The organism is Phaeobacter sp. NW0010-22 (assembly GCF_040365955.1).
Lineage (GTDB): Bacteria > Pseudomonadota > Alphaproteobacteria > Rhodobacterales > Rhodobacteraceae > OMPR01.
On record NZ_BAABWT010000002.1, the window covers coordinates 501,753 to 525,044 of the forward strand.

The window sequence follows — 23,292 nt, forward strand, 5'->3', positions numbered from 1 at the left end:
TTGAACGACTCAGAGAAGATTTTCACGAAACCTCTGGGGTTGCGTGGCAAGCGTAAAACCATACAAACCATGCAAGAACACTCAACGCCTTGCAGACGGGGTTATCCACATGTCTATCCCCCTTATTCTTGCGTCGGGGTCCGCTATTCGGGCTCAGCTGCTGGAAAACGCCGCCGTCCCATTTTTAGTTAAAGTGGCACGGGTCGATGAAGAAACTATTAAGCATGCTTTGCGTGCTGAACAGGCATCGCCGCGCGATATCGCCGATGCTCTGGCGGAAATGAAAGCGCGCAAGATCAGTGACAAAACCCCCGGGGCCATGGTTCTGGGCTGTGATCAGGTGTTGGACTTTAACGGACAGCTGCTTTCCAAACCGAAATCACCCAAAGATGCAGTGCAACAGCTACAAGCGATGCGCGGTAATCGGCATATGTTGCTGTCGGCTGCGGTGATTTATCAGGATGGTGAACCAATTTGGCGTCATGTCGGTCAAGTTCGGTTGCGGATGCGCGACAGCTCTGATGCTTACCTGCAAGACTACGTCGACCGAAATTGGCACAGTATTCAACATGCGGTTGGGGCGTATAAACTTGAAGAAGAAGGTGTTCGTCTGTTTTCGAACATTGACGGAGACTATTTTAACGTTTTGGGTATGCCCCTACTGGAGCTACTTAATTTCCTGACGCTGCGGGGGGTAATCGAACAATGACCGAACACAAGATTCCATTGGCCGGGGTGATTGGCCACCCGATCGCGCATTCACGGTCTCCGCGGCTTCATCGTCACTGGTTGCAGACCTATGGGCTTGATGGACATTATATTCCAATGGATGTGGCGCCTGAGAATTTGGAACAAGTTCTGCGCAGCCTGCCAAAGGCTGGATTTGTAGGTGTGAACATCACTGTTCCCCACAAAGAGGCGGTGATGCAGATCGCGGATCAGATTACAGATCGCGCAACGCTGATCGGAGCGGCAAATACACTGATTTTCCTACCGGATGGCAAAATCCACGCGGATAACACCGACGGATACGGGTTTATGGAAAACCTGCGCGCTGGGGCGCCGGATTGGGATCCGACCTCGGGACCTGCCGTTGTTCTTGGCGCTGGCGGTGCCTCCCGGGCGGTGGTTTCAGCCCTGTGCGAGGTTGGCGTGCCCGAAATCATTCTCACCAACCGAACACGCCTGCGGGCAGACAAACTGCGTGAAGATTTCGGTCAGAGAATACGCGTGGTCGAATGGGTTCAGGCCGGCAATGTGATTGAAGAGGCCAAGTTAGTGGTCAACACCACTTCTTTGGGCATGATGGGCCAACGTGAATTACGTGTCCCACTTGATGGATTACAGAAAGACGCGGTGGTTACCGATCTTGTCTACGCCCCGCTCAAAACAAATCTATTGCTCGAAGCCGAAGAAGCAGGCTGTGTGACTGTAGACGGGCTTGGCATGTTGCTTCATCAAGCTGTTCCTGGATTTGAACGGTGGTTCGGTGAACGTCCAGCGGTGGATTCTGCAACACGTGCAGCGGCCCTGAGATGAATTTTCTCTTAGGACTGACCGGGTCCATAGGCATGGGAAAAAGCACCACAGCTCAGATGTTCGTCGACGAGGGCTGTGCCCTTTGGGATGCGGATGCTGCGGTACATCGCTTGTATGTGGTTGGTGGCGCTGCCGTTGACCCGATGGGGGCTGCGTTTCCGGATGCTATCGAAGATGGCGCCGTCAACCGAGTCGCCTTAAAGCGGATCATTGGTGAAAACCCAAACGCGTTAAAGCAGATTGAACAGATTGTGCATCCATTGGTTGGTCAGGATCGCGCTCAGTTCAAGGAAACCGCAACAGCTGACATTTTGGTGTTTGATGTGCCGTTGATGTTTGAAACGGGCGGCAACGCAGCCATGGACGCAGTGGCCTGTGTTTCGGTCTCTCCCGAGGTTCAACAGGACCGCGTTTTAGCGCGCGGAACAATGACCTTGGCCCAGTTTGAACAGATCCGGGCAAAACAGATGCCCAATGACGAAAAATGCGCCCAAGCAGATTATGTCATCCAGACAGATACATTGGACCAAGCACGCTCGCAGGTGCGTGACATCGTGGCCAAGATAAGAGCAGGATTGAAAGATGCGTGAAGTCGCACTTGATACTGAAACAACTGGATTTGATCCCGATAGCGGTGATCGGATTGTTGAAATCGGGGCGGTTGAGCTGTGGAACCACATGGCCACCGGCAAAACCTATCATCAATACATTAACCCACAACGTTCTATGCCCGAAGGCGCGTTTGGGGTTCATGGTATCGGCCCGGACCTTTTGGAACCGCCGCAACCGCCTAAGCCCGGGGCCGTAACCCTGAAAGACAAACCCCTGTTTGCGCAGGTTGGTCAGGCGTTTTTGGATTTTATTGGCGATTCAACTCTGGTGATCCACAACGCGTCCTTTGATATGAAATTCCTGAACGCCGAATTGCGTTGGATGGGTTTGCCAGAGCTTCCTATGTCGCAAGCGTTGGATACATTGGCGATCGCCCGGAAAAAATTCCCGGGGTCCCCGGCAACTTTGGATGCGTTGTGTCGACGGTTTCACATCGACAATACGTCGCGAACTTTGCACGGCGCTCTGCTCGATTCCGAGATTTTGGCCGAGGTCTATCTTGAACTTATTGGGGGGCGGCAACCTGATTTTGCGCTATCCAGTGCCGCTACATCGAATGAGCAGGGCGTGACCGAGATTTGGCGTCCGACAGCGCGGCCCAACCCCTTACCGTCGCGCGTGACTGAAGAAGAGCGCGTGGCACATCAGGGTTTTGTCGATAAATTGGGAGATGGCGCCCTGTGGAAACGCACCTGATCGGTATCAGGTGCGTTAAACAGATCAGGCGTCTGCTGTTTGGTTTGCTTGTGCGGCCTGCAGGCGCGCCAGTTCGTTGCGATACAAAGCAACAAAGTCGATGTTGTCGAGGTTGAGCGGAGGATAGCCACCGTCACGGGTGATGTCGCTGACGATCCGACGCAGGAACGGGAACAGCATCCGAGGGCATTCGATCAACAGGAACGGGTGCAGCTGGTCTTCCGGCACACCTTCGACGTGGAAGATGCCGCAATAGTCCAATTCGAACACAAACAGAACGTCTTCCATGCCTTTAGCTTTGGACTGTATGTTCAGTTTGATCGCAACTTCGTACTGGTGATCTGCCGGGCGCTTTTTGGCATCCAGATTAACCTGAACGTTGACGTCAGGCTGAACTTCGCCCGAAGTGCCCTTTTGAGCCATCACATTTTCAAAGGACAAGTCACGGATGAATTGCGACAAAACGCTCATCTGGACCTGCGGTGCTGCTGGGGCTTGTGCCGCTGTATCTTCGCCGTTGTCGGCCATGGAACTACTCCTCAAAATCAAATCTGCCAATGCTTATCAGCTTGGTCAGATCACCTCAATGGCGGTCAGGACCCTCGACCCAACCTGATGCTGGGGCATTAGGATCACGCGGCTTGCGGACTTCTTCGAAATCACCGTCAATCACATCCCCTTGTTTGTAAGCTGGGCCTTGACCGTGGCGTGTTTGGTGGAATTGTGCCCCAGTTCCCATCTGGAATTGCGACACCTTCACTTTGGAGCTGAGGTAACGAAACACACCCACACGAACGGCAGGGATCAGCAAGGCAAACCCAACCGCATCGGTAAAAAATCCAGGCGTTAAAAGCAGAGCACCAGAAAAAAGGATCATCGCTCCATGCGCGAGAGGTTCAGTCGGATCATTCAAAGTGGAGAAAGATTGCTGCAATTGTCCCATTGCCATGCGACCTTGTGTCCGCACCAGCCATGTACCCAAAACCGCAGTGATCACTACGATTGCAAGCGTTGGCCATAGCCCGATCAACCCGCCCACCTGAATAAACAGGGCGATTTCTACAATCGGAACCAGCAAAAAAGCCAAGAACAGATACATTTTCACTTTCCTTTCCTATAGGCTGGACGGTGGACTTGCCCCTATCCGTGACCTACATAAGGGTCTGAGGCCCAGCTTACAAAGCCTCATGCCTGAAACGAGGATGAAATGAACTCACCCCTGATCCAGCTTTTGGTTTTGGCCGGCATTGCCGTATTCCTGATCCTGCGCCTTAAAAACGTTTTAGGCACACGGGAAGGTTATGAAAAACCGCCTGAACCGATGCAACCTGCGTCTAAGACGCGCCGTGATTTTGAAGTCATCGACGGCGGACCAGATCGCGATATTACCGACCATGTTCCCGAAGACAGCGAGCTGGCGCAAAATCTGGCAGCGATGAAGCGCATTGAACCGGGTTTCTCGGTCAGTGATTTCGTACAAGGCTCGCGTGGTGCCTATGAGATGATCGTTATGGGCTTTGAACGTGGGGATCTGAACGATATTCAACCGTTCCTCGCCGAGGATGTATTCGAAACCTTTGTCTCGGTGGTGTCCCACCGCGAAGATCAGGGTCTGAGCATCGAAGCTGAGTTTATCGGTGTACGCGAAACCAGCATCGTGGATGTTGCGTTCGACAAAGACACCAACAAAGCAGAAATAACCATGCGATTTGTCGCCGAGCTCACATCGGTTGTGCGTGATCGCGGCGGGGATATCGTCGAAGGTAATCCAAATACAGTCAAGCGTCAGAAAGACAGCTGGACCTTTGCCCGTGCGATGGGCACAGATGATCCAAACTGGCTGCTTGTCGCCACGGACGCATGATTGCCGCGCTCCGGTCGGTTATATTGGCTGGTGCCATGATGACCGCATCGGGCGCAGCGTCCGACCCCGAACTCTCACATAAAATTCTATCTTTTGATCAGCTTGATGGCTGGTCAAAAGATGATCATGGCGCGGCGTTGTCTGTGTTCATGAATACCTGCGGTGATTTTAATGACCCGGATTGGCAGTCGCTATGCGCGGTTGCTCAATCTCAAACCGTAGAAACAGCGCGTTCTTTTTTCGAATTGTTTTTTCGGCCTGTTTTGATCGAAGACGGGAAAGATGCCATGTTTACTGGATATTTCGAACCCGAACTCGATGGATCACGGTATCGGACCGATCGATTTAAATACCCGATCTATAAACTACCGCGCGAAGCAAAGGCAGCCTCAACTTGGTTGAGCCGTCGGGAAATCCTGACCAGTGGAGTGATGGATAATCGTGGTCTGGAAATCGCATGGGTCGATGATCCGGTTGAATTGTTCTTTCTGCAGATTCAGGGATCAGGGCGAATACGTATGCCTGACGGGCAATCCGTAAGGGTTGGTTATGGCGGCGCAAATGGTCATTCTTATCGCTCTGTGGGGGTCGAGTTGGTCCGCCGAGGTGTCTATAAGGCGCATCAAGTGAGTGCGCAGGTCATCAAGAACTGGGTGCGGCGTAACCCGATCGATGGGATCGAACTGTTGATGCATAATCCGTCTTATGTCTTTTTCCGCGAGGTCAGCCGGGTTTCTGCCGACAAAGGACCATTGGGAGCGATGAACCGGTCGATCACTGCCTTGCGCAGCGTCGCGGTTGACCCTTCTTACACGCCGCTTGGGGCCCCTGTTTGGGTTGAAAAAGACGGAGCAGGCAAAATGCGCCGTCTTATGATCGCACAAGACACCGGGTCTGCTATCAAAGGCGCGCAACGGGCGGATATCTTTTTTGGAACGGGCGATGGCGCGGGAGACGCTGCGGGGCGTTTGCGTGATCCGGGCCGGATGGTGGTTTTGTTGCCTATTCAACGGGCGTATGCGCTTTTGCCGGATGGATTCTGATGTCACGGCGAAAACTCACAAAATCCGAGCTCGAGTTGTGGCAGCAAGTAGCGCAAAAAGCAGAACGATTGCACCCGCATCGGTTTGAGGCCGCTGTTCCGGCCCCACAAGCGGTGCACAAGATGCCCTCAGTGTCGACGCCAAGGATCGAACCCTTTGTTTTGGGTCACAAGGCGATGCCAAAGCCTGCTAAGCATAGCCTGAAACCCGCGATTTCTCATATGCTGGCGCATACACCTGTTCAAATGGACCACAAATCCTTTGGTAAAATGAAGCGTGGTAAACTGAAACCCGAAGGGCGGCTAGATTTGCACGGGATGCGTGTGGATACGGCTCATCCTGCATTAAACAGGTTCATTCTGGGCGCACAGGCTTCGGGTAAGCGGTTGGTTTTGGTGATTACCGGCAAAGGTAAGGATCGGGACGAACCGGGGCCCATCCCCACCCCGCGCGGCGTGTTGCGCAATCAGGTACCGCAATGGCTCTCCCTGCCCCCTTTGGCGCAGGCCGTGTTGCAAGTAACGCAGGCACACATCAGCCATGGTGGCGATGGGGCATATTACGTGTATCTCAAACGGAATCGTTAAAGCGAAGGTGTCGCCCGACGTATGCCCATGACCATCAAAACGGTCACGAAAACGAAATACCCGGCCACGCCTATGAACTGTGCTTCAATCCCTACCCCGAAATCAATTAGCACGCCGGTGACACCAGGTCCGATTGCGGACCCCAATACCATCAAGGCCGCTGCCATGGCTTTGATAGATCCGATGTGCGCCGTGCCATAGAATTCGGCCCAAAACGCGTTGGGCAGGGTCGCATTTGCCCCAGCAGTCAGGGCCAAGAACAAAAACCCTGCAAAGATCATTCCGTTTCCGGATCCGAAGGCAAAAAACAAAAACGCCGCGACCATTGGCAGTTGTGAATATGGCATCAGGCGGGGCGTTCCAATTTTATCCAGTGCCCAGCCGGATGCCATCATCGCGATGATAGAAAGCACTGTGTAAACAGGAAAAAAGGCGACCAATTCAACGTGCGTTAGACCTTTGATTTCCGCGAAATGCACCTGATGAAAAAAGAATGCAGTGCTAAAGGCGGACGGGCCCAACAGGGCGGGAACCATAAACCAGAACAACGGGTTGCGCAGGGTGTCCCCGCGTGTCCAGTGACGCCCCTCCATCCCGGTTGAGTCATAGCTTTCGGACATGCTTTGTGGTGTGCGCTCGTGGCGCAACAGACGCATTAGAATTGGAATTCCAAGTAAGCATATCCCGGCAGAAATGACCCACAATAGGTGCCAGTCAACAACGGTCATGGCCGCCACAAATACCAAAGGCAGTGTCGCTTCTCCCAAGGCAAACCCTAGTGTTGCAATGGACATCGCTTTGCCCCGTGTCTTGGTGAACCAACGCGCCATCGCGACCATTGCGATGTGGCTGCTCATGCCTTGGCCAAAGAACCGCAACGCAAAAATAACAATCGGAAGGGCAACAACCCAACTGTTGAAAGCCATTGCAAGGCAGGCCAGCGCTAATCCAAACAGGACAATAGGGCCTAGTTTTCGCACCCGAAACATATCGGTGAGCGTGCCGGCCCAAACCATAACCACCGCCGATGCTGTGGTGCCAATCGAATACAACCCACCCCATTCTCCATGGCTCAGGTCGAACGCAACCCGGATTTCACCGGCAAAGATCGATATAAAGAAAGTCTGTCCAAAACTGGACAACAGGGTCAATAACCCGCCAGCGGCCAACCAAGGTGCATTGTTCGACAGGTAGGTCCTAAAAGTGAGAAGACTCACCGGCTCTCCGATGCTAAACTGGTGCCTGGTGTCAAAGCAATTTCAGTCGCACCATTCGCTATTTGACGCACGCTTGAACCAGCTACATTGAGACCGAAATCCTCAGGCCCAAAGGTGTCGCTCATGGAGCGCGCAGAATTTAACAATGCGATTAAAGCAGGTGAAGTTGCTGTGACAAAGTGAGACGAGGCTGCATCAGAGGAGAAAGCAGTTGTATCGATAATCTCAATGGGAAGATCGGCGATCTTGTCGATTGAGCTTATGTTGCCCAACCGTTCACTGTCAGACGTTCCGCGTAGGCGAGCAGATACATTCAGCGCCTTATCCTTTTCAGAAACCATGATGACAAACGGTTGGGGAATATGTTCGATCCTATTCATCTGGGACCGAAAGACATCCACATCCAGATCGGGCGAAATCAGGACAATACCTCCCAAATGGCGCTTGGCCCAACCGGGATCATTTGTCTCTACCAGGCGCAGCATTTCCATAGTGAGAGCGGACCCCATTGAATGAGCGAGCAGAATGATACGCTCTGCCCCTGTCCTTTTGACCTCGCGAATGAGTTTTTCCAGCCCATCGCGAGCAAACAACATACTGTCGTAGTCATAGGCATAGCCGAAGGCGCGGGCGCGACTTGGCCATGAATACAACACCAATGCACCGGGTAGTTTGACATCATGCGCTAACTGGGCAGCCCGAAAAGCGGTCTCATTCTGCGTCGTGTTATAGCCATGGACAAAGATCGTAACCTCTTTAGGCCCTGCCTTTTTCTGTTGAATGTAATCTGTCAGCCGTGTCTCAAAGGTCTGAAAGCTATTGAATTCAGTTTGTTGGGCCAATGTGAATTCTGTTTTGGGTTTTGGGTTTGCATACCCAAACTTCAATTCGCCAGGTGTATGGTTTGGGGGAATTGAGACGGTCAATTCCAAAAGGCTCAGCTGTTCTGACCGGCGAAATCCAAAGGTTCCATCGCTTTCTTGGGCGCGACTGGTCGCTGCAAAAACGGTAAAGGGCGCGCCAACTTCCAAGGCTTCTGGATAGATGGGGGAATAACTACGGTCCGTACAAGAGGCGAGCCAGAGTGTAACACAACAGATTAGAAAAAATCGCACTTGGATCGCTCCGCTAACAGATACGATCCAAGCTAACGGATTTTTTGGTAACGTCTAGAGAACGTAGCGACTGATATCTGTCGATTTTGAAAGCGCACCCAGATTGGTTTCGACAAACTCCGCATTTACGATGATCGCTTCGCCTGACCGATCTGGCGCGGTGAACGAAAGCTCTTCAAAGACTCGCTCCATCACAGTGTACAAACGGCGCGCCCCGATGTTTTCAACCGACTGATTTACATCAGCCGCGATCTTGGCCAGCGCCGCGATCCCGTCTTTGGTAAAGCTGACGGCGACCTCTTCTGTGCCCATCAGCGCGGTGTATTGTAGGGTCAGCGCGTTGTCGGTTTCGGTCAATATACGGACAAAGTCCTCTTCGGTCAGTGCGCGCAATTCTACCCGGATCGGCAAACGCCCCTGAAGCTCGGGCAACAGATCGCTGGGTTTGGCGATATGGAACGCGCCCGATGCGATAAACAGGATGTGATCGGTTTTAACCGCACCGTGTTTTGTGGAAACTGTGGTGCCTTCGATCAAAGGCAATAGGTCGCGCTGAACCCCTTCACGCGAGACATCGCCGCCACGGGCGTCTGAACGGGCACAAACTTTGTCGATCTCATCAAGGAACACGATTCCATTCTGTTCAACGGCATCCAATGCGGCGCGGGTCACCGTTTCATCATCCAATAGCTTGTCTGCTTCTTCACCGATCAAGACTTCGTAGCTTTCGGATACGGTCAACTTGCGTTTAACGGTCCGGCCGCCCATCGCTTTGCCGAACAGATCGCCAAGGTTCATCATGCCCATTTGACCGCCACCGGGTTGACCGGGCATTTCAAACATCGACATCGGATTCGAATTGTCCGCCAGATCCAACTCGATGATGGTATCGTCCAGTTCGCCGGATTTCAGCTTTTTGCGGAACATTTCGCGGGTGCCTTCACGGGCGTCTTCGCCTGCGATGGCTTCGATCACGCGGTCTTCGGCGGCTTTGTAAGCATTTGCCTTGACGTCTTCGCGCATGTGTTCACGGGTCATCGCAATGGCGCTATCGACCAGATCGCGGACAATTTGTTCTACGTCGCGTCCGACATAGCCGACTTCGGTGAATTTTGTGGCCTCGACCTTAAGGAACGGCGCGCGCGCCAGTTTGGCCAATCGGCGGCTGATCTCAGTCTTGCCAACGCCGGTGGGGCCAATCATCAGAATGTTTTTTGGATAAACCTCTTCGCGCAGGTCATCAGACAACTGCTTGCGCCGCCACCGATTACGCAGCGCCACAGCAACCGCCCGTTTGGCGTCGTTCTGGCCAATGATGAATCGATCCAGTTCAGAAACAATTTCGCGCGGGGTCAGGTCGGTCATGATCACTCTATCCAATTGGGTTATCGGGAACCTAAGCATGGGCGCGGAAAACACAAGATGATCACGGGCCACTCACGCGAAAACACGGGCTGAACACGGCCGATCAGTGTGCTGTGAGCCCCCCTTTCATTCGAAGTTCGTTTTGCCCAACTCTCACCCCAAGGCACTATCGCCTCTACTTCCAAGGGAGATCCCTCACATGATCAATCGTCGTTCTCTGTTTCTGGCCGCAGCCGCATCCGGCATGGCGCTGACAATCGCAAGCACCGGAGCCGCGCTGGCAGGCGGAGCTAAAGGCACCTTTGAGGGTCTTAGCAATCACGTGACAACCGGGTCGGTCAAAGTTGTCAAAGATGGCGATCGCTACATTGTTGAGTTGGGCAAAGATTTCTCGCTGGACGGTGGCCCTGATCCACGGGTGGCATTTGGCAAAGATGGCAAATATGACCCCGATACCAAGCTGGGCGCGCTGCTTAAGCTGACCGGCAAACAGCAATACGCCGTTCCTGCGACCTGGGACGTTTCCAAATTCAACGAAGTGTACATCTGGTGCGAGGTTGCCGGTGTTCCACTGGGCGTGGCTTCTATCAACTAAGGGCACCCACCACTCACAACGACCGCCCTTAGGGGGTTGAGCTTCGGCTCAGCCCCTTTTATCCGATATCCTCATCAGCAACATTTTCATCCGCTGCTGTATTGAGGGGCTTTTTGGAAATGAGCGCCCAAGCCTCATTTCCAGACACAGTGACGACACCGCGCGCGCCGATTTCAATCAGCAGATCTCGGCATTCTTCGTCTTTCATGCCGGTCACTGTTCTGAGGGTGCGAAAATTGCGACTGGTATAGTCGGGATCGTCTAAGAGTTTGCGTAACAGCTCAGCGCGTGGCTCCAAGCGCGACTTGTTCTTTTGTGCCCTGTGTTCGTCTAGCCATCTTGGGCCAAAATAACTGCTGACCACCGACGCTCCGATCCCCGTTAGAACACCGACGGCAATGGCAAGCAGGCTATTCATCTTATCCTCCGATTTTCTCCACGGTCAGTCGCCCGTTTGTGTAGACGCAAATGTCCGCTGCAATCGCCATGGCATCGCGCGCAACGGTTTCGGCGTCTTTTTCGCTGTCCATCATGGCACGGGCCGCTGCTAAGGCAAAGTTTCCGCCTGATCCAATCGCTGCCACATTGTGTTCGGGCTCCAGAACATCCCCTGCCCCGGTAATCACAAACATGTCTTTGCCGTCGGTGACGATCAGCATCGCCTCGAGCTTTTGCAGGTATTTGTCCGTGCGCCAATCCTTGGCCAGCTCAACACTTGCGCGTGCCAATTGACCGGGTGTTGCCTCCAGCTTGGTTTCCAGACGCTCGAGCAGGGTAAAGGCATCCGCTGTGGATCCGGCAAAGCCTGCAACCACATCAAACCCACCGGGTGACAGTTTGCGCACCTTGCGCGCGGTGCCTTTGATCACGGTTTGGCCAAGGCTAACCTGCCCGTCGCCTGCAATCACAACTTCGTCGCCTTTTTTCACGCCGATGATGGTTGTGCCGTGCCAACCGGGGAATTGATCGTCTGCCATTGGAGCCTCCGTTTTATCTGCGAATTTGTATATGGGATGTGGGGCAGCCGGACGCAACGGCGCATTTTTTGCCCATATGCTATGCATTGCGTGCAAATCGGGCCTGTGAATCCAGCATTTGTGAGACTCAGCGAACACACCTAAATGAGCTTCATAGCCGACAAGGGGTCGGTTAGATCAAATAAGGAAGCGCGAAAATGGCAACTGTTGCTCACACTCATGCACCCATCGGTGCCGTCACAACTCTTCGCGTCGTTGACGCGGTTATCAACGTTAAATCCAACTTGGTCGAATGGAACAAAGCCCGTGCGACACGCAAAGCTTTGTCAGTTCTGACCGATCGTCAGCTGGACGATATCGGATTGACTCGTAAGGAAATCGAGCTGGTCTAAACCATGCCGATAATCCTGTTAGATTAAGGCCGCTCTGGACCAGAGCGGCTTTTGTCGTTTTAGGACAGCTTATACTTTTCAGCCATATCGGGCAGAAACGCCTCAACTGCTGCAGTTGCAACGATGTGATGCGTTCCGGCCTCTGCGTCATGGACATCCAACCCGCCTTTGACGGCGCGCACTTCGGCCCGGCCACGCGGCAGATCAGCAGCCACTACATCACAATCGACGTCATCCGGGTTTTGCACACCGATCGTCACTTGAACACGCATTTCCGTGTGATCAACGCCAAGCTTTGAAAACAAGGTGATCGACGAGTGGTGCAATGCATCCTGCACGGCGCGCTGGGCGGCTTTGGTGTAGTCCTGACCATACAAGTCATTCCCCATACCCATTTCCAAAATGATGCGTTTCTCGGTCATGCTGTGGGCTCCATATCGAAAGAGACGACAATGGCGGCATTTGCGATGACCGTGCTGCCTTCGGTGTGTGTTTTTTCGATGTCCAATCCACCCTGAACCACCGTTATGGTTGGTTGGCCATAGGGAAAGATCGCCTTCAGCGAGTCGACATCAACCTGTTCTGGCTTCTGAACGCCGATTTCTGCGTCGATGATCATCGCTTCTTTCGGAAAATCAAACAGCTCGGCCATGTTGACCGAATTGTGCCAGAGCGCGTCTTTGATCGCGCGCAGTGCTGCCTCGGTGTAATCTTCGCGCCTGAGCGAACTGCCCATGCCGAACTCCACAAGAACCCGTGTTTTGGCCATGTTGCCTCCTGAACATTGTATGCGGTCACTTTGCCCAGTTGTTGGCCGGGGGAAAGGTCCAATTTCGATGTTGCCTCAGGGCCAGACATGAAAAAGGCGCCCTCAGGGGACGCCTTGATCGTGCATATCAAAGATGGATCAGATCGAGTCTTTGATCCAGCTGGCCAGCGCGGCCTTGGGTGCGGCGCCGGCACGGTTCGAAATCACCTCACCGTCTTTGAAAATGAACAACGCTGGAATACCGCGCACGCCCATGGCGGCGGCAGAGTTCGGGTTGCTGTCGACATCAACCTTGGCGATCTTGATCTGACCGTTGTATTCAGCTGCCAGCTCTTCCAGAGCAGGGCCGATCTGTTTGCAAGGGCCACACCATTCCGCCCAGAAATCCACCACTACGGGGATGTCAGAGTTTTTGACTTCGGCGTCGAATGTTTCGTCGGTGACGGCTACGGTGGACATATTCTGTCTCCTGAATGGAATGCGCTTGGGAACTGAACGTAGGTGTGCCACCGGGGGGCGTCAAGATATCTGGGCGCATGCCAGGGCATCTGTCACAATATCGTGCGGTAGGCGCATAAGTGTTGCGGATCGGGTCCACAGGATTGCGGTGGCAATTTTATGGTTGGGATAGACCTGACTTAGCGCCTGTGCATAGGCCCCCATCTGCCTGAGCAAGCCAACAGGGCAGACCTCGGGTGTTGATGGAACTGTAGCGTTTGTCTTGAAATCAACCGCCAAGACCTCGGTCTCTGTCACGATCAATCGGTCGATGATTCCATGCATGCGCTGGCTGTTCAGCGTCGCGGTAACGGGAACTTCGGCCAAGGCCGATCTGGCAAAGACAGGTTTCAATGCATCAGAATTGAGAACGGATGCTGTTTCAGCAAGTAATTCGGCACGTATATAGTCGGCAACATTGGGGAGAATATGGCGACTCGTCTCTGTCCACGTGTCCGGGTCTGTGTTCGGCAGGTGTTCCAACAGCAAATGAAGCCGTGTTCCGCGCAGCTTGGCGGTTTCTTCGTCTTGCCCATGATCCCCCGGCAGAGCCTTGGCACCGCCCAGATCAGAGGGGCTGAGTGTGGCAGGTTCCGCAGCCGGTTCGGGGGCAGGGTGGTGAAAGATCTCAGGCATGGGTGAGACCTGTTTGATCTTTTCTTCAACTTCGACCAGCGGCAAGCCGGACCAATCGCCGTGTTCCAGCCGCAACCTGTTGTCTGAAATCGCAGTTGCCCCAGCAGGGGTCATCGCTGCCTCGACCATTTGGTACCAGCTCTGGCCGTTCTTATCCAAATCACCGGCCGCCGCAACGATCAGCCATTTTTCTGCTCGAGTCAGCGCCACATAGAGCAAGCGTAGTCGTTCGTTCATCTGTTTGTTTTGGGCCGCATCGCGCGCGTTGGTGATGGCTGCGGGTGACAGATCCTTGGACATGCGCCACAGCGGCGTTTCACCGGCCTGCATGACTTCGTCGTCCGAGGGCGCGCGCCGTGTGCCAGTATCAGGTAAGATCACAATTGGCGCTTCCAGCCCCTTGGAGCCATGCACCGTCATGACGCGGATCATATTGCCGACCCCACCCATCTGGCGTTTGATTTCCAGATCGTCAGTTTGCATCCAGACCAGAAAACCCGTCAGGCTGGGAATATCTGTACGTTCATACGCCAGTGCTTGTGAGAGCAGCGCGTTGATACCATCCTCAGCCTCGGGACCAAGACGGCCTAACAATTTGCGCCGTCCATCGTGGCGGGTCAGAACGCGTTCAATCAAATCATAGGGGCGCAGGAAATCAGTTTGACCGCGCAGGTCGTTCAAAATGGTCAACGTGTCTGGAAAATCATCTGAGCGCGTACGTAAGGCCGCCCAGAGGTATTTATCCGTGCGGCGATGTGCCAGATCAAACAGCTGTTGTTCTGTCCAGCCAAAGATTGGTGAACGCAAAACCGTGGCAAGCGACAGGTTGTCTTCGGGCGTCGCCAAAAAGCTGAGCAGCGCCGCAAGGTCTTTCACCGCAAGTTCCGCGCCAACCTTAAGCCGGTCCGCACCCGCAATGGGCAAGTGTTCTTGTTTGCAGGCCCGGATGATTTCAGCAAACAGATCTGAGCGACGCTGAACAAGGATCAAAAAATCGCCGGGTTGTACGCGACGACGCACGAATTCACCCGGTTTAGAGCCGTCTTCGGGAATTGTTTCACCGGTTTCGATCATTTCCCGAATGGATCGCGCGACCTGCTTGGCCAAGATAACCGTGTGGTGTTGGGTCGATGTGCGATCAACCGGGTTGGTCCAATCCCGGTCATCATCGTCGTCCACTTTTTCCACCACAGGCCACAAATCCACACGCCCCGGCAGATCAGCCTTGAATGCCCGGTGCAGAGAGTCCTTGTGAAACCCAGCCTCTGCGCGGTTTGCAAACACCAGATCCACCAAGCGCAAAATTGCGTCAGAGGACCGGAATGAGAATTCGAGCGTCAGATCCTCGAGGCTGGACCCGCTTTCACGCAACCGATGGCCAAATTCCTGCTGCATGCGGTCAAAGGCTTCGGGGTCAGCACCTTGAAAGGAATAGATCGATTGCTTTTTGTCACCGACCACAAAGATTGTGCGTTCCACGCCGGATCGCGCCCCTTCGCCGCTGGTAAATTCTTGGGCCAGCTTTTCGATCACATCCCATTGCGCGGGGCTGGTATCTTGCGCCTCGTCAACCAGAATGTGGTCAATCCCGCCGTCCAAGCGGTATAACACCCATGCCGCAACCGACGCGTCGTTCAAAAGTTGACGCGCCTTCAGGATCAAATCGTCGAAATCAAGCCAGCCGCGTAGCTGTTTGCGGCGATCATATTCCGGCAAAAAAGCAGCCGCGAATTGGTGCAGGGCCAGCGATTTCTGTGCCGCAACCAATGCCAACCGTCGCTCGCGCGCATCCTCAACCCGCAACATCAACGTCTCTAGCTGGGGCATCAAATGTGCAAGCGCCCCTTCGCGCAGCGCCTTGGTGGGGAAGCTGTTAACTTTTGCACTGAACGGGGCTTTTGCACCGGCGCCTGTCAGCAGAACCCCTTCGAGCACGGGCAGGGCAGCGAGTGTGCGATCCGTAAACGCCGCCAGTTTCGCGGCGGCTTTGGCATTGTTGCCACCACTTTCAATCAGCGCAGGCAGCATGGATTGGATCAGCTCAACCTCTCCGCCCATGTAAACCGCATCCAACATGGCCTGTTCGTCAAACCCATCGGGCAGATCGAAAACCCGCAGTAATTCGTCCCAATCGCAAGGGGATTCAAAACCTGCTCGTTTGTGGGTGATGGCTTGTGTCAGGCTGTCAAACCCAGTGTCCGTCACATAGCGCGCAATGGCGTCGACCAACGGGGCCTCTGGCCCGTCAGAAAAGGCATCAACGATCTCTTCACGCAATAGGGCGGATGATCGATCTTCCATCTCAGAAAACTGGGGGCTAACACCAGCCTCTAACGGGAAACGGCGCAGCAAAGAGGCACAGAACGAGTGGATGGTTTGGATTTTCAATCCACCGGGCGTTTCGATTGCACGGGCAAACAAGGTCCGGGCATGGGCCAATCGGTCCGGCGTGATCGCCCCAGCAACGCCCAAATCGGTTAGCTGGGATAACAACTTTGCATCATCCAGCATTGCCCATTGCCCCAATCGCTGGAACAACCGGTTCTGCATCTCACTTGCGGCGGCCTTGGTGTAGGTCAAACACAGAATGTGCTGTGGCTGTACATCGCTGAGCAACAGCCGCGCCACGCGATCCGTCAGAACACGCGTTTTGCCCGATCCGGCGTTTGCGGCCAGCCATGTTGACGCGTTTGGGCGCGCCGCCTGGACTTGACGTTCGGTGGCTTCGTTGCGCGCGTTCATGTCAGATCCTCGGGCATCGGGTCAGCGGTTCGATCCCATTCGCCAAAGCGGGACAGTTGGTCATAATCGCCGATATCAGTGTCCATGTGCAGCATCCGCCGCGAGGTAAAGCCTTGATCCGGTTCAAAATATGCCTCGATCAATGTGCGCAGATCTGCCCAGACCTTGGCCGGGGGTTCTTTGTCTAGTGGCGCGGGAACCTCCTTAAAAGTGCCGCCAACGCCAATGAATGCAGCCTGCGCGACAGGCATCGGGTCCATCCCCTCAAACCCGCCTTCTTCGGCCATCGCAGCTTCGATCAAGAGCTGTTTGTCAAACTTGGATTGCTGCGCAGGGGTCGGGGGTGCCCCCGTTTTATAGTCATATATCCGCAGCGCCCCACGACTGTTCAGATCAAGCCTGTCCGCACGTCCGACCAGTTTGAAATCTAGGGGGTCCAGCGCGAGGCTCAGTTTGGATTCAAACGCGATGGGTCCACCGTCCTTGCGACGTTCAATTTCGCTGGCAATAAAGGCGTCCGTAATCCGTTCAATCCGCGCCAACCAGAGCTTACGCGCGGTCGGCCAAGGCACATGGGTTTCAAGCAGATCCTTGGATCGGGCCAGAAAATCATGGCGGTTCAAAATGGACGGGTCTTCCAAACTGTCACGAATAAACGTTTCCAAGATCTCGTGGATCACAATCCCCCGCAACAGGGCATCGGGGGCCTGTACCAAGGGGTCCAACGGCTTCAACCGCAGCACGTGTTTTGCATAGATCGCATAGGGATCACGGATCAAACGTTTGATCTCGGTCACGGACAACTGTCTGGGTCGGGCAGGAACCGGGGGGCGCGGTGACGGGCGTTTGGCCGGAGCGATCCGGGGGGCGTCTTCTAAAACCTCGGCCCAATCCAGCCACGTTTGACCGCGTTTGCGCATGTCTTGCAAGACATCGGGGCCTTGTTGATCAGGCAATCCCTGCAATAGGTTCGTCAAACGGTTCAACCAGCGCGAGGCGACGGTTTCTGAATCATCAGATCGGGTGGCGCGGGTCAGCCAGACTTCGGGCGCGGCGATGGCCTGTTGATAGTCATGCGCTGATAGCCCAATCCGCCGCTCCGGCAGTAACAACCCGGCCTGATCCCGCATCTGGCGGTTCAACCACGGATCAGGGCTGGCGGCTTCGGGCCAACTGCCTTCGTTCAATCCGCCTAGGATCATCAGATCTGCGCCTTGCACACGGGCCTCTAGCGTTCCCCAGATCATGATACGCTCATGCGGGGCATCGCGGTCGCGCACCTCTTCCCCAGCCAGCAATGCCCCCAACAGGTCAGCAAAATCGCGGGCTGTCATATTTCCGCCATGCTGGGCTTCGTCGGTCAAAGTGTTGAGGACCTTGAGCGCTTTTTGACCGGCGTTCTTTTCCCACAAGGGGCCATCGGTTTCCGGTTGGCTGCCTAGGGATATTGCTTCGGCCACAGTGCGCAGATGGTCCACCCATGCTCTAAGCGGCAGCTCGCCTGTCATGGTTTGATCGCAAAACTGCGTTGTGATCCAACTGAGCCAATGGGGCGTGACCTCTCGTCGTTCGGTAAAGCCGCCAAGGCTTTCGGCATCTGGAAACGGTGGTCCATTGCGGCGCAGGTCCAATTCCAAATCACGGGTATGACGCAGATGATTGCCGCGATCCCCGCCGCCGTGACACAGCGGATGTTTCAACAGCGTCAACAGGGACTCACCCGTCAGACGGTCAACGAACAACCCTGCGACATGGCGCAAAAACCGACCGGGGGGCGATAGTTGCAGGGGCAGACCGGCACTGTCATCGGGCAAGATGTCCCACCGATCCAATGCGGCGCTGACCTGACGGGTCAACATCCGGTCCGGCGTGATCAAGGCGGCTGTTTGCCCTGTTTCGGCGGCCTCTCGAAGCCGCAACGCAATGGCGAGCGCCTCGTCTCTGGGCGAGGACGCTTCGACCAGTGTTACGTTTTCCATGGCCTGCGGCAGGTCAGTCAGCTGTGGACCTTCGCTCATCCACGCGTCTGTGACGGGGGCAGGGCGCAGGGACAAAGACACTAGGCGATTGCGCGCGGGGGCGGGGGCCTGCGTTGCCACCCATGGTTCAATCTGATTCGGGGTCAGACCCAAGGCCGTCATAAGTTTGCGGAACCGATATTGGGGGTGATCCTCTGACAGCAGGGCCTCATCGAGTTCTGTCCAAACCTTGTCGGGTTGGTCAAAGTCATAGCCGGGCAGGATCAACGCGCCTTGGGGCAGGCGGGCAATCGCCTCCATCAGCATCAAGGTTGTGCCGCGCGATCCTGTAGACCCAGCCAGAATGACAGGGTGATCAGGGGGAGTTACTTGCCAGTGTTCGATTAGGTTTTCCACCACGCGGCGTTGGCGAGCCTGTACATCCAAGGCTTCATCATCCGAGCCGACAAAATGTTCAGCAATGTCGATGAATTTCTGCGCTCGTGCCCAGTGGCCGGACATATCACTCACGTCGAGCTGGCGAATGGCTTCGGGCAGGACGCCTTCGCCCTGCATTTCATCAAACAGCGTCGCCAGACTGTCGGCCAGGTCATAGAGGGATGCACGCGCAGCCAGATCGGGTTCCTGATCCAACAGTCGGGAAATCAGCTGCGTCAGCTCCAACCGTCGACGCAATGGTGGGACGGCGGCGGGCAGGCGGGTCATGTCCCCAGAGGAGCCCAGATCAGTGACCATAGAAAGCCGTGGCAACAGGCAGGCGGGGCCTTCATCAAACAGCTGTCGGATCCGACGGGACATCCGTTTGGTGTTGATGACCAGATGCACGCGCGCCATGCCCTCTGGTGGCAGGTGCATGGTACGGGCGCGCAGGCCATCCACCAACGCGCGCGGAAAATCCACACCGGGGGCGACAGCAAAGACACGGGCGTTGGGGTTGGGATCAAACATCCGCCAACAGATCCTCGGCCAGTTTGATGCCTTCGGGATGGCCCACATCACACCATCGACCTGGATAGGGAGTGGCGTGCAAGGTGCCGCGATCCATCATCTGATCCCACAAGACGTTCAAAGAAAAAGATTTTTCTGGGATCGCGTCAAGCATATCCGTTTTCAGGATTTGCACACCTCCATAAACTAAACCCGGTCCACGCGTGATCTGTCCGCTGTCATTGGCTGTGAAATCACCCGGCCCGTTGTGTCCGACTGCCTGTGCTACTGGGACGCACGTCAACAGGGCATCCATGCGGTCGGGGTCCCAGTTTTCTAATAACAAAGACAACGGGTTTGGCCCGGCCCAGATTGCATCTGTGTTCATGGTGATGACGGGATTGGTGTCCAGCATTGGCAATGCTGCGCGCAACCCACCCCCCGTTTCCAGTATCTCGGGGTATTCGTGCGATACTTGCACACCAAGTGGCTGCAGATGGTCGCACATCATGTCTGGCAGATAATGCGTGTTGGCGACGATGTTTGTGTGGGGGATCCCACGCGTCAGTTTAAGAGTGTGATCAACCAACGCCTCACCGGCGACTTTGATCAGCGGTTTTGGGCAGGTTTTGGTCAGGGCCCCCATGCGAGTCCCAAATCCGGCTGCGAAGAGCATTATAGATGGTGCAACAGAGGTCATGAGATTTTGAGTTTCTCCAAGGCCTCAGGTGTTGGCAACGGCAGGGCCTGACGCAACAAATCGGATACAGGGGCCAAGGCAGGATGATCGAGATCCCGCATCAGGTGCGTCCACACAGCGGGGATCATATCAACATAGTGGGGTTTGCCGTGTTCAGAGCCTAACCGGGCAAAAACACCCAGAATCCGCAAGTTGCGCTGGGCGCCGAGCACCGCATAGGCGGTGCGGAATGCGTGTTCATCTGTTCCAGTGGCCGCAATATATCGGTTGATCATGGCCATTTCTATACCGGCGGGAACGTCCCGGCGGATGTCTTGCAGCAGAGAAACAAGATCATAGGCGGGGTGACCCAGCATGGCGTCTTGGAAATCCAGTAAGCCCACACGTTTGGTTCCGTCTCGGTCGGGTAACCACAACAGGTTCTCAGCGTGGTAATCCCGCTGTACGAGCACTTTGGGACCTTGGGTTGATTGGCGAAGAACATCTTCGAACCGCTTTTCGAAACGCGCCACGGCATCCGTATCCAATGACCCATTAATCACGGCGGCATATTTTGTCAGCGCCAGCGCAGCGAGCTTGGTCATCAGTGTTGGGCCGTAGCTGTCGAGTGAAAGGATCGGTGCTGCATGGAGTTTGACCAGAACGTCGGTTGCTGTTTCGTACAAAATCCGTTCGATTTTGGGGGATTTGGGAATGGCGCGTGCAAAAAGATCATCACCCAGATCTTCGATGAGCAGGAAACCATATTCCGCATCTTCTGCATATATTTCCGGTGCACTCAATCCGATGGCAAGCAGATGCTCAGACACACGAACGAAAGGCCGCACGTCTTCGCCCTTTTCCGGTGGGGCATCCATCAAGACAGCTGTCTTTCCCGTGTCAGGATCCGTCAGCCGTTCATATCTGCGGTTGGAGGCATCACCGGCCAGAGGGGCGCGATTGGCGTTGGACCAGTCGGTCTGTGCCAATAGGGCTTGGGCCAGGACGGCACGATTTGTCATAACAGGGTCTCCAGAAGGGACGGCCATTTGGAATCTGTCCAACTTAGGGTCAGGCTGCGTTGGTCGTCTCCGGGTTGGTCGGCTGCAAAGGCTAAGGTCAAAGCGTTTGCAGGTGTGAGCGGGCCCATTCGATCAGGCCATTCGATCAGGCAGACGGCATTTTCAAGTGCCTCTGACAGCCCCAGTTCCTCAATCTCTGAAATATCGGAGAGTCGGTAAAGGTCGGAGTGCCAGATTTCGCCAAGCTGCGTGTCGTAAATTTGTACAAGCGTAAATGTGGGGGATGGCACATCTTCAGGGTGGTCCATCACCGTTTGGATCAGGCTGCGCGCGAAATGGGTTTTGCCGCTTCCGATCTCGCCGACCAGCAATAAGCAATCACCCGGAGTCAATCTGGCCCCAAGTTTGGCGGCCAGATCTGTGGTCATTTCAGGTGAGTCGAGAGGGATGGAAACAGGAGCGGCAATCATGGCGCCACAATGACGGTCTGCCCGGTTGGCTGCAAGCAGGTTCAGTCAGTCAATTGGGCCTGTTGAATCGACTGGTTAACGGTGCCGTTTGTTTGGAAACGCACCATCGTTGCGCCGCCTTGAACCGGGCTAATTGTGCAGGATAACTTGACCCCATCGCGGGTCGTAACCATGGCAGACCATTCTATTCGGTTATCCCGTAGATCTACAAAATCGCGTATGCGCCCCCAAACCGGTGTTGCGATGCATTGATCCTGCCAGATTTTTGTAGCGTCTTGCACTGTGATCTGGGCAAAGCTGAGATCGGGATCAACTTGCCACAGTTGGTGGTAAGATCGATTTGAGAAAGCCAGCGTCCCATCCGAGGAAAACGTCGCGACCGCAATATCCAGGCGATCCATCATGGATTGGCCCAGCTCAAGCTCACTCCGGAATCGGCGCGTAAGGGTAATTTCTGCTGTTATATCTTCGAACAGAAATGCCACTGCCCCATCAGGATGAGGACGTCCGCTAACTGAATAAACAGATCCTGACGGTAACGACCATGTTTCCTGATAATGGCCATCAACTGCAGCCTTTAACAGGTCGTCGAATTGGTGGCGCCAACTGCTGTAGTTTTTTGGCTCTGGCATCATGTTCTGATCTCTGAGGCGATCGAAGAACCCAAATAGATCAGGTCGACTGCTTAGGAATTCGGCGGGCAGGGCGATCAAGTCGATCAGCGCAGGATTGAACAGGGCCAGTTGGCGGTTGCGATCAAAAATCGCCAATCCAATAGACAGCTGGGCAAAAGTCTTTGCGAGGGTTTGAACAAAGTTTCGCTGCGCCAATTCAGCGTCCACGACTGCGTTGATGTCGACCGCATAGCACAGGTTGCCTTCTTCCTCGGAGACGATGGACACGTCGAACCAAAGTTTATGGTCCTGATCCTGAGGTGAAATTGCGACCCGGGATTTTTTGCTCGGTAGTTTGAAAATGTCCTCTTCCGGGAACAGAGGGGTGTTCAGATCTGGATCTTGGCCGCGCACTTTGCGCGCAAGATTTGTGTAGGCATGGTTACACCATCGAACCTGATTGTCCTTGTTCATGTACCAGACTGGATAGGGGGCTTTGTCCATGGCAACCCGCAAGGGGTCTTGTTGACAGGTGGATCTGGACCCTTTGCCGGGATTTAGGGTGCGCAGGTGGACGCGGACGATACCGTCAACCCATTCGCACAAGACATCCCGGTTCTGGTTCCCATCGATGGGCGGGACGATGATTTCACCTTTGCTTCTCACCTCGTTTGGAGAGGTAGGAAATCCCGGAAATTCAACGGCCAGCTCTCGTCGCAGTCCAACCCAATCCAAAATATGGGCTTGATCGGCACGGTTCCCGTGATCCGTGCGATCGAGTAACTGGTTGCCATCAAAAAGGTAAACCTGATCTAGGCGGCTTCTAGACCTGAGCAGATCCCGCCTAAACCCAACTTTTTGTCGACGCGGTTTCAACCATAAGCGGGTCCCAATAATGGAGACCAAGCAAATCCCTGTCACAATAAGCCAATCACTCATCGCCGCACGTTGTCC

General features: G+C 54.7%; 25 protein-coding genes. 9 read left to right on the forward strand and 16 right to left on the reverse strand.

Translation table 11 applies throughout. From position 1 onward, the window contains the following. Positions 1-109 precede the first annotated feature (109 nt). The 4 genes from ABWV33_RS06690 to dnaQ are packed head-to-tail and all read left to right on the forward strand — an operon-like array spanning position 110 to position 2,847. Positions 110-709, forward strand: a complete 600-nt coding sequence (locus tag ABWV33_RS06690; protein ID WP_353329555.1) for a Maf family protein — start codon at positions 110-112, stop codon at positions 707-709. Further along, positions 706-1,539, forward strand: coding sequence for a shikimate dehydrogenase (locus ABWV33_RS06695; protein ID WP_353329556.1), 834 nt, complete (start codon positions 706-708; stop codon positions 1,537-1,539). The genes ABWV33_RS06690 and ABWV33_RS06695 overlap by 4 nt, the downstream gene beginning before the upstream one ends. Continuing rightward, positions 1,536-2,129 carry a dephospho-CoA kinase gene (coaE, locus tag ABWV33_RS06700; RefSeq protein ID WP_353329557.1) on the forward strand — a complete coding sequence of 198 codons (594 nt, stop codon included), beginning with the start codon at positions 1,536-1,538 and terminating at the stop codon, positions 2,127-2,129. The genes ABWV33_RS06695 and coaE overlap by 4 nt, the downstream gene beginning before the upstream one ends. After that, on the forward strand, positions 2,122-2,847 hold the full coding sequence (gene dnaQ / locus ABWV33_RS06705; RefSeq protein WP_353329558.1) for a DNA polymerase III subunit epsilon: 726 nt from the start codon (positions 2,122-2,124) through the stop codon (positions 2,845-2,847). The genes coaE and dnaQ overlap by 8 nt, the downstream gene beginning before the upstream one ends. Positions 2,848-2,871: 24 nt before the next feature. On the opposite strand, the gene secB is transcribed toward dnaQ, so the two are convergent. Together secB and ABWV33_RS06715 are read right to left on the reverse strand one after the other, a co-directional pair. Then, positions 2,872-3,375, reverse strand: a complete 504-nt coding sequence (gene secB, locus ABWV33_RS06710; protein WP_113823820.1) for a protein-export chaperone SecB — start codon at positions 3,373-3,375, stop codon at positions 2,872-2,874. 55 nt (positions 3,376-3,430) lie between these two features. Next, positions 3,431-3,946 carry an FxsA family protein gene (locus tag ABWV33_RS06715; protein ID WP_353329629.1) on the reverse strand — a complete coding sequence of 172 codons (516 nt, stop codon included), beginning with the start codon at positions 3,944-3,946 and terminating at the stop codon, positions 3,431-3,433. Positions 3,947-4,054: 108 nt separating this feature from the next. Between ABWV33_RS06715 and ABWV33_RS06720 the strand changes: the two genes are divergently transcribed. The 3 genes from ABWV33_RS06720 to ABWV33_RS06730 are packed head-to-tail and all read left to right on the forward strand — an operon-like array spanning position 4,055 to position 6,341. Next, a complete protein-coding gene (locus ABWV33_RS06720) occupies positions 4,055-4,711 on the forward strand; it encodes a Tim44/TimA family putative adaptor protein (RefSeq protein ID WP_113823818.1) in 657 nt (218 codons plus the stop codon). Then, entirely contained in the window at positions 4,708-5,754 is a 1,047-nt protein-coding gene (gene mltA, locus ABWV33_RS06725; protein ID WP_353329559.1) for a murein transglycosylase A, read from the forward strand. The genes ABWV33_RS06720 and mltA overlap by 4 nt, the downstream gene beginning before the upstream one ends. Then, positions 5,754-6,341: a Smr/MutS family protein gene (locus tag ABWV33_RS06730; protein WP_113823816.1), complete on the forward strand. Its 588-nt coding sequence runs from the start codon at positions 5,754-5,756 to the stop codon at positions 6,339-6,341. The genes mltA and ABWV33_RS06730 overlap by 1 nt, the downstream gene beginning before the upstream one ends. Here ABWV33_RS06730 and ABWV33_RS06735 read toward each other — a convergent pair. Genes ABWV33_RS06735 through hslU form a run of 3 tightly spaced genes read right to left on the reverse strand, consistent with a single transcriptional unit; the run spans position 6,338 to position 10,038 of the window. Continuing rightward, positions 6,338-7,558 carry an MFS transporter gene (locus tag ABWV33_RS06735; protein WP_353329561.1) on the reverse strand — a complete coding sequence of 407 codons (1,221 nt, stop codon included), beginning with the start codon at positions 7,556-7,558 and terminating at the stop codon, positions 6,338-6,340. The two genes, ABWV33_RS06730 and ABWV33_RS06735, sit on opposite strands and share 4 nt — an antisense overlap. After that, positions 7,555-8,679, reverse strand: coding sequence for an alpha/beta hydrolase (locus ABWV33_RS06740; RefSeq protein WP_502930897.1), 1,125 nt, complete (start codon positions 8,677-8,679; stop codon positions 7,555-7,557). The genes ABWV33_RS06735 and ABWV33_RS06740 overlap by 4 nt, the downstream gene beginning before the upstream one ends. A 48-nt stretch (positions 8,680-8,727) precedes the next feature. Beyond that, complete coding sequence (gene hslU / locus ABWV33_RS06745; protein ID WP_113823813.1) at positions 8,728-10,038, reverse strand: ATP-dependent protease ATPase subunit HslU; 1,311 nt, start codon at positions 10,036-10,038, stop codon at positions 8,728-8,730. Positions 10,039-10,237: 199 nt separating this feature from the next. On the opposite strand from hslU, the gene ABWV33_RS06750 reads away from it, so the two are divergent. Beyond that, positions 10,238-10,633, forward strand: a complete 396-nt coding sequence (locus tag ABWV33_RS06750) for a DM13 domain-containing protein (protein ID WP_353329565.1) — start codon at positions 10,238-10,240, stop codon at positions 10,631-10,633. A gap of 58 nt (positions 10,634-10,691) precedes the next feature. On the opposite strand, the gene ABWV33_RS06755 is transcribed toward ABWV33_RS06750, so the two are convergent. Together ABWV33_RS06755 and hslV are read right to left on the reverse strand one after the other, a co-directional pair. Beyond that, complete coding sequence (locus ABWV33_RS06755) at positions 10,692-11,051, reverse strand: hypothetical protein (protein ID WP_113823811.1); 360 nt, start codon at positions 11,049-11,051, stop codon at positions 10,692-10,694. A 1-nt stretch (position 11,052) separates the two neighbouring features. Next, positions 11,053-11,610, reverse strand: coding sequence for an ATP-dependent protease subunit HslV (hslV, locus tag ABWV33_RS06760; protein WP_113823810.1), 558 nt, complete (start codon positions 11,608-11,610; stop codon positions 11,053-11,055). 197 nt (positions 11,611-11,807) lie between these two features. Here hslV and ABWV33_RS06765 point away from each other — a divergent pair, with 197 nt between their 5' ends. Further along, positions 11,808-12,002, forward strand: coding sequence for a DUF1127 domain-containing protein (locus tag ABWV33_RS06765; RefSeq protein WP_113823809.1), 195 nt, complete (start codon positions 11,808-11,810; stop codon positions 12,000-12,002). A 59-nt stretch (positions 12,003-12,061) separates the two neighbouring features. On the opposite strand, the gene ABWV33_RS06770 is transcribed toward ABWV33_RS06765, so the two are convergent. The 9 genes from ABWV33_RS06770 to ABWV33_RS06810 form a co-directional block, all read right to left on the reverse strand. Then, entirely contained in the window at positions 12,062-12,424 is a 363-nt protein-coding gene (locus ABWV33_RS06770) for a Lin0512 family protein (protein ID WP_113823808.1), read from the reverse strand. Beyond that, positions 12,421-12,771: a Lin0512 family protein gene (locus tag ABWV33_RS06775; protein ID WP_353329568.1), complete on the reverse strand. Its 351-nt coding sequence runs from the start codon at positions 12,769-12,771 to the stop codon at positions 12,421-12,423. Before ABWV33_RS06775 ends, ABWV33_RS06770 begins: the two co-directional genes overlap by 4 nt. Before the next feature lie 138 nt (positions 12,772-12,909). Continuing rightward, positions 12,910-13,230 (reverse strand): thioredoxin, encoded by a 321-nt coding sequence (gene trxA / locus ABWV33_RS06780; protein ID WP_113823806.1) that lies wholly within the window; start codon positions 13,228-13,230, stop codon positions 12,910-12,912. Positions 13,231-13,290: 60 nt separating this feature from the next. After that, a complete protein-coding gene (addA, locus tag ABWV33_RS06785; protein ID WP_353329570.1) occupies positions 13,291-16,647 on the reverse strand; it encodes a double-strand break repair helicase AddA in 3,357 nt (1,118 codons plus the stop codon). Beyond that, positions 16,644-19,574 (reverse strand): double-strand break repair protein AddB, encoded by a 2,931-nt coding sequence (gene addB, locus ABWV33_RS06790; RefSeq protein ID WP_353329572.1) that lies wholly within the window; start codon positions 19,572-19,574, stop codon positions 16,644-16,646. Before addB ends, addA begins: the two co-directional genes overlap by 4 nt. Then, complete coding sequence (locus ABWV33_RS06795) at positions 19,567-20,253, reverse strand: nucleotidyltransferase family protein (protein ID WP_353329574.1); 687 nt, start codon at positions 20,251-20,253, stop codon at positions 19,567-19,569. Before ABWV33_RS06795 ends, addB begins: the two co-directional genes overlap by 8 nt. Then, the gene (locus tag ABWV33_RS06800) at positions 20,250-21,254 is read right to left on the reverse strand and encodes an aminoglycoside phosphotransferase family protein (protein ID WP_353329576.1); all 1,005 of its coding nucleotides are present in this window, start codon (positions 21,252-21,254) and stop codon (positions 20,250-20,252) included. Before ABWV33_RS06800 ends, ABWV33_RS06795 begins: the two co-directional genes overlap by 4 nt. Beyond that, entirely contained in the window at positions 21,251-21,682 is a 432-nt protein-coding gene (tsaE, locus tag ABWV33_RS06805; protein ID WP_353329578.1) for a tRNA (adenosine(37)-N6)-threonylcarbamoyltransferase complex ATPase subunit type 1 TsaE, read from the reverse strand. Before tsaE ends, ABWV33_RS06800 begins: the two co-directional genes overlap by 4 nt. An 83-nt stretch (positions 21,683-21,765) precedes the next feature. After that, positions 21,766-23,277 carry a PAS-domain containing protein gene (locus tag ABWV33_RS06810; RefSeq protein WP_353329580.1) on the reverse strand — a complete coding sequence of 504 codons (1,512 nt, stop codon included), beginning with the start codon at positions 23,275-23,277 and terminating at the stop codon, positions 21,766-21,768. Positions 23,278-23,292 lie beyond the last annotated feature (15 nt).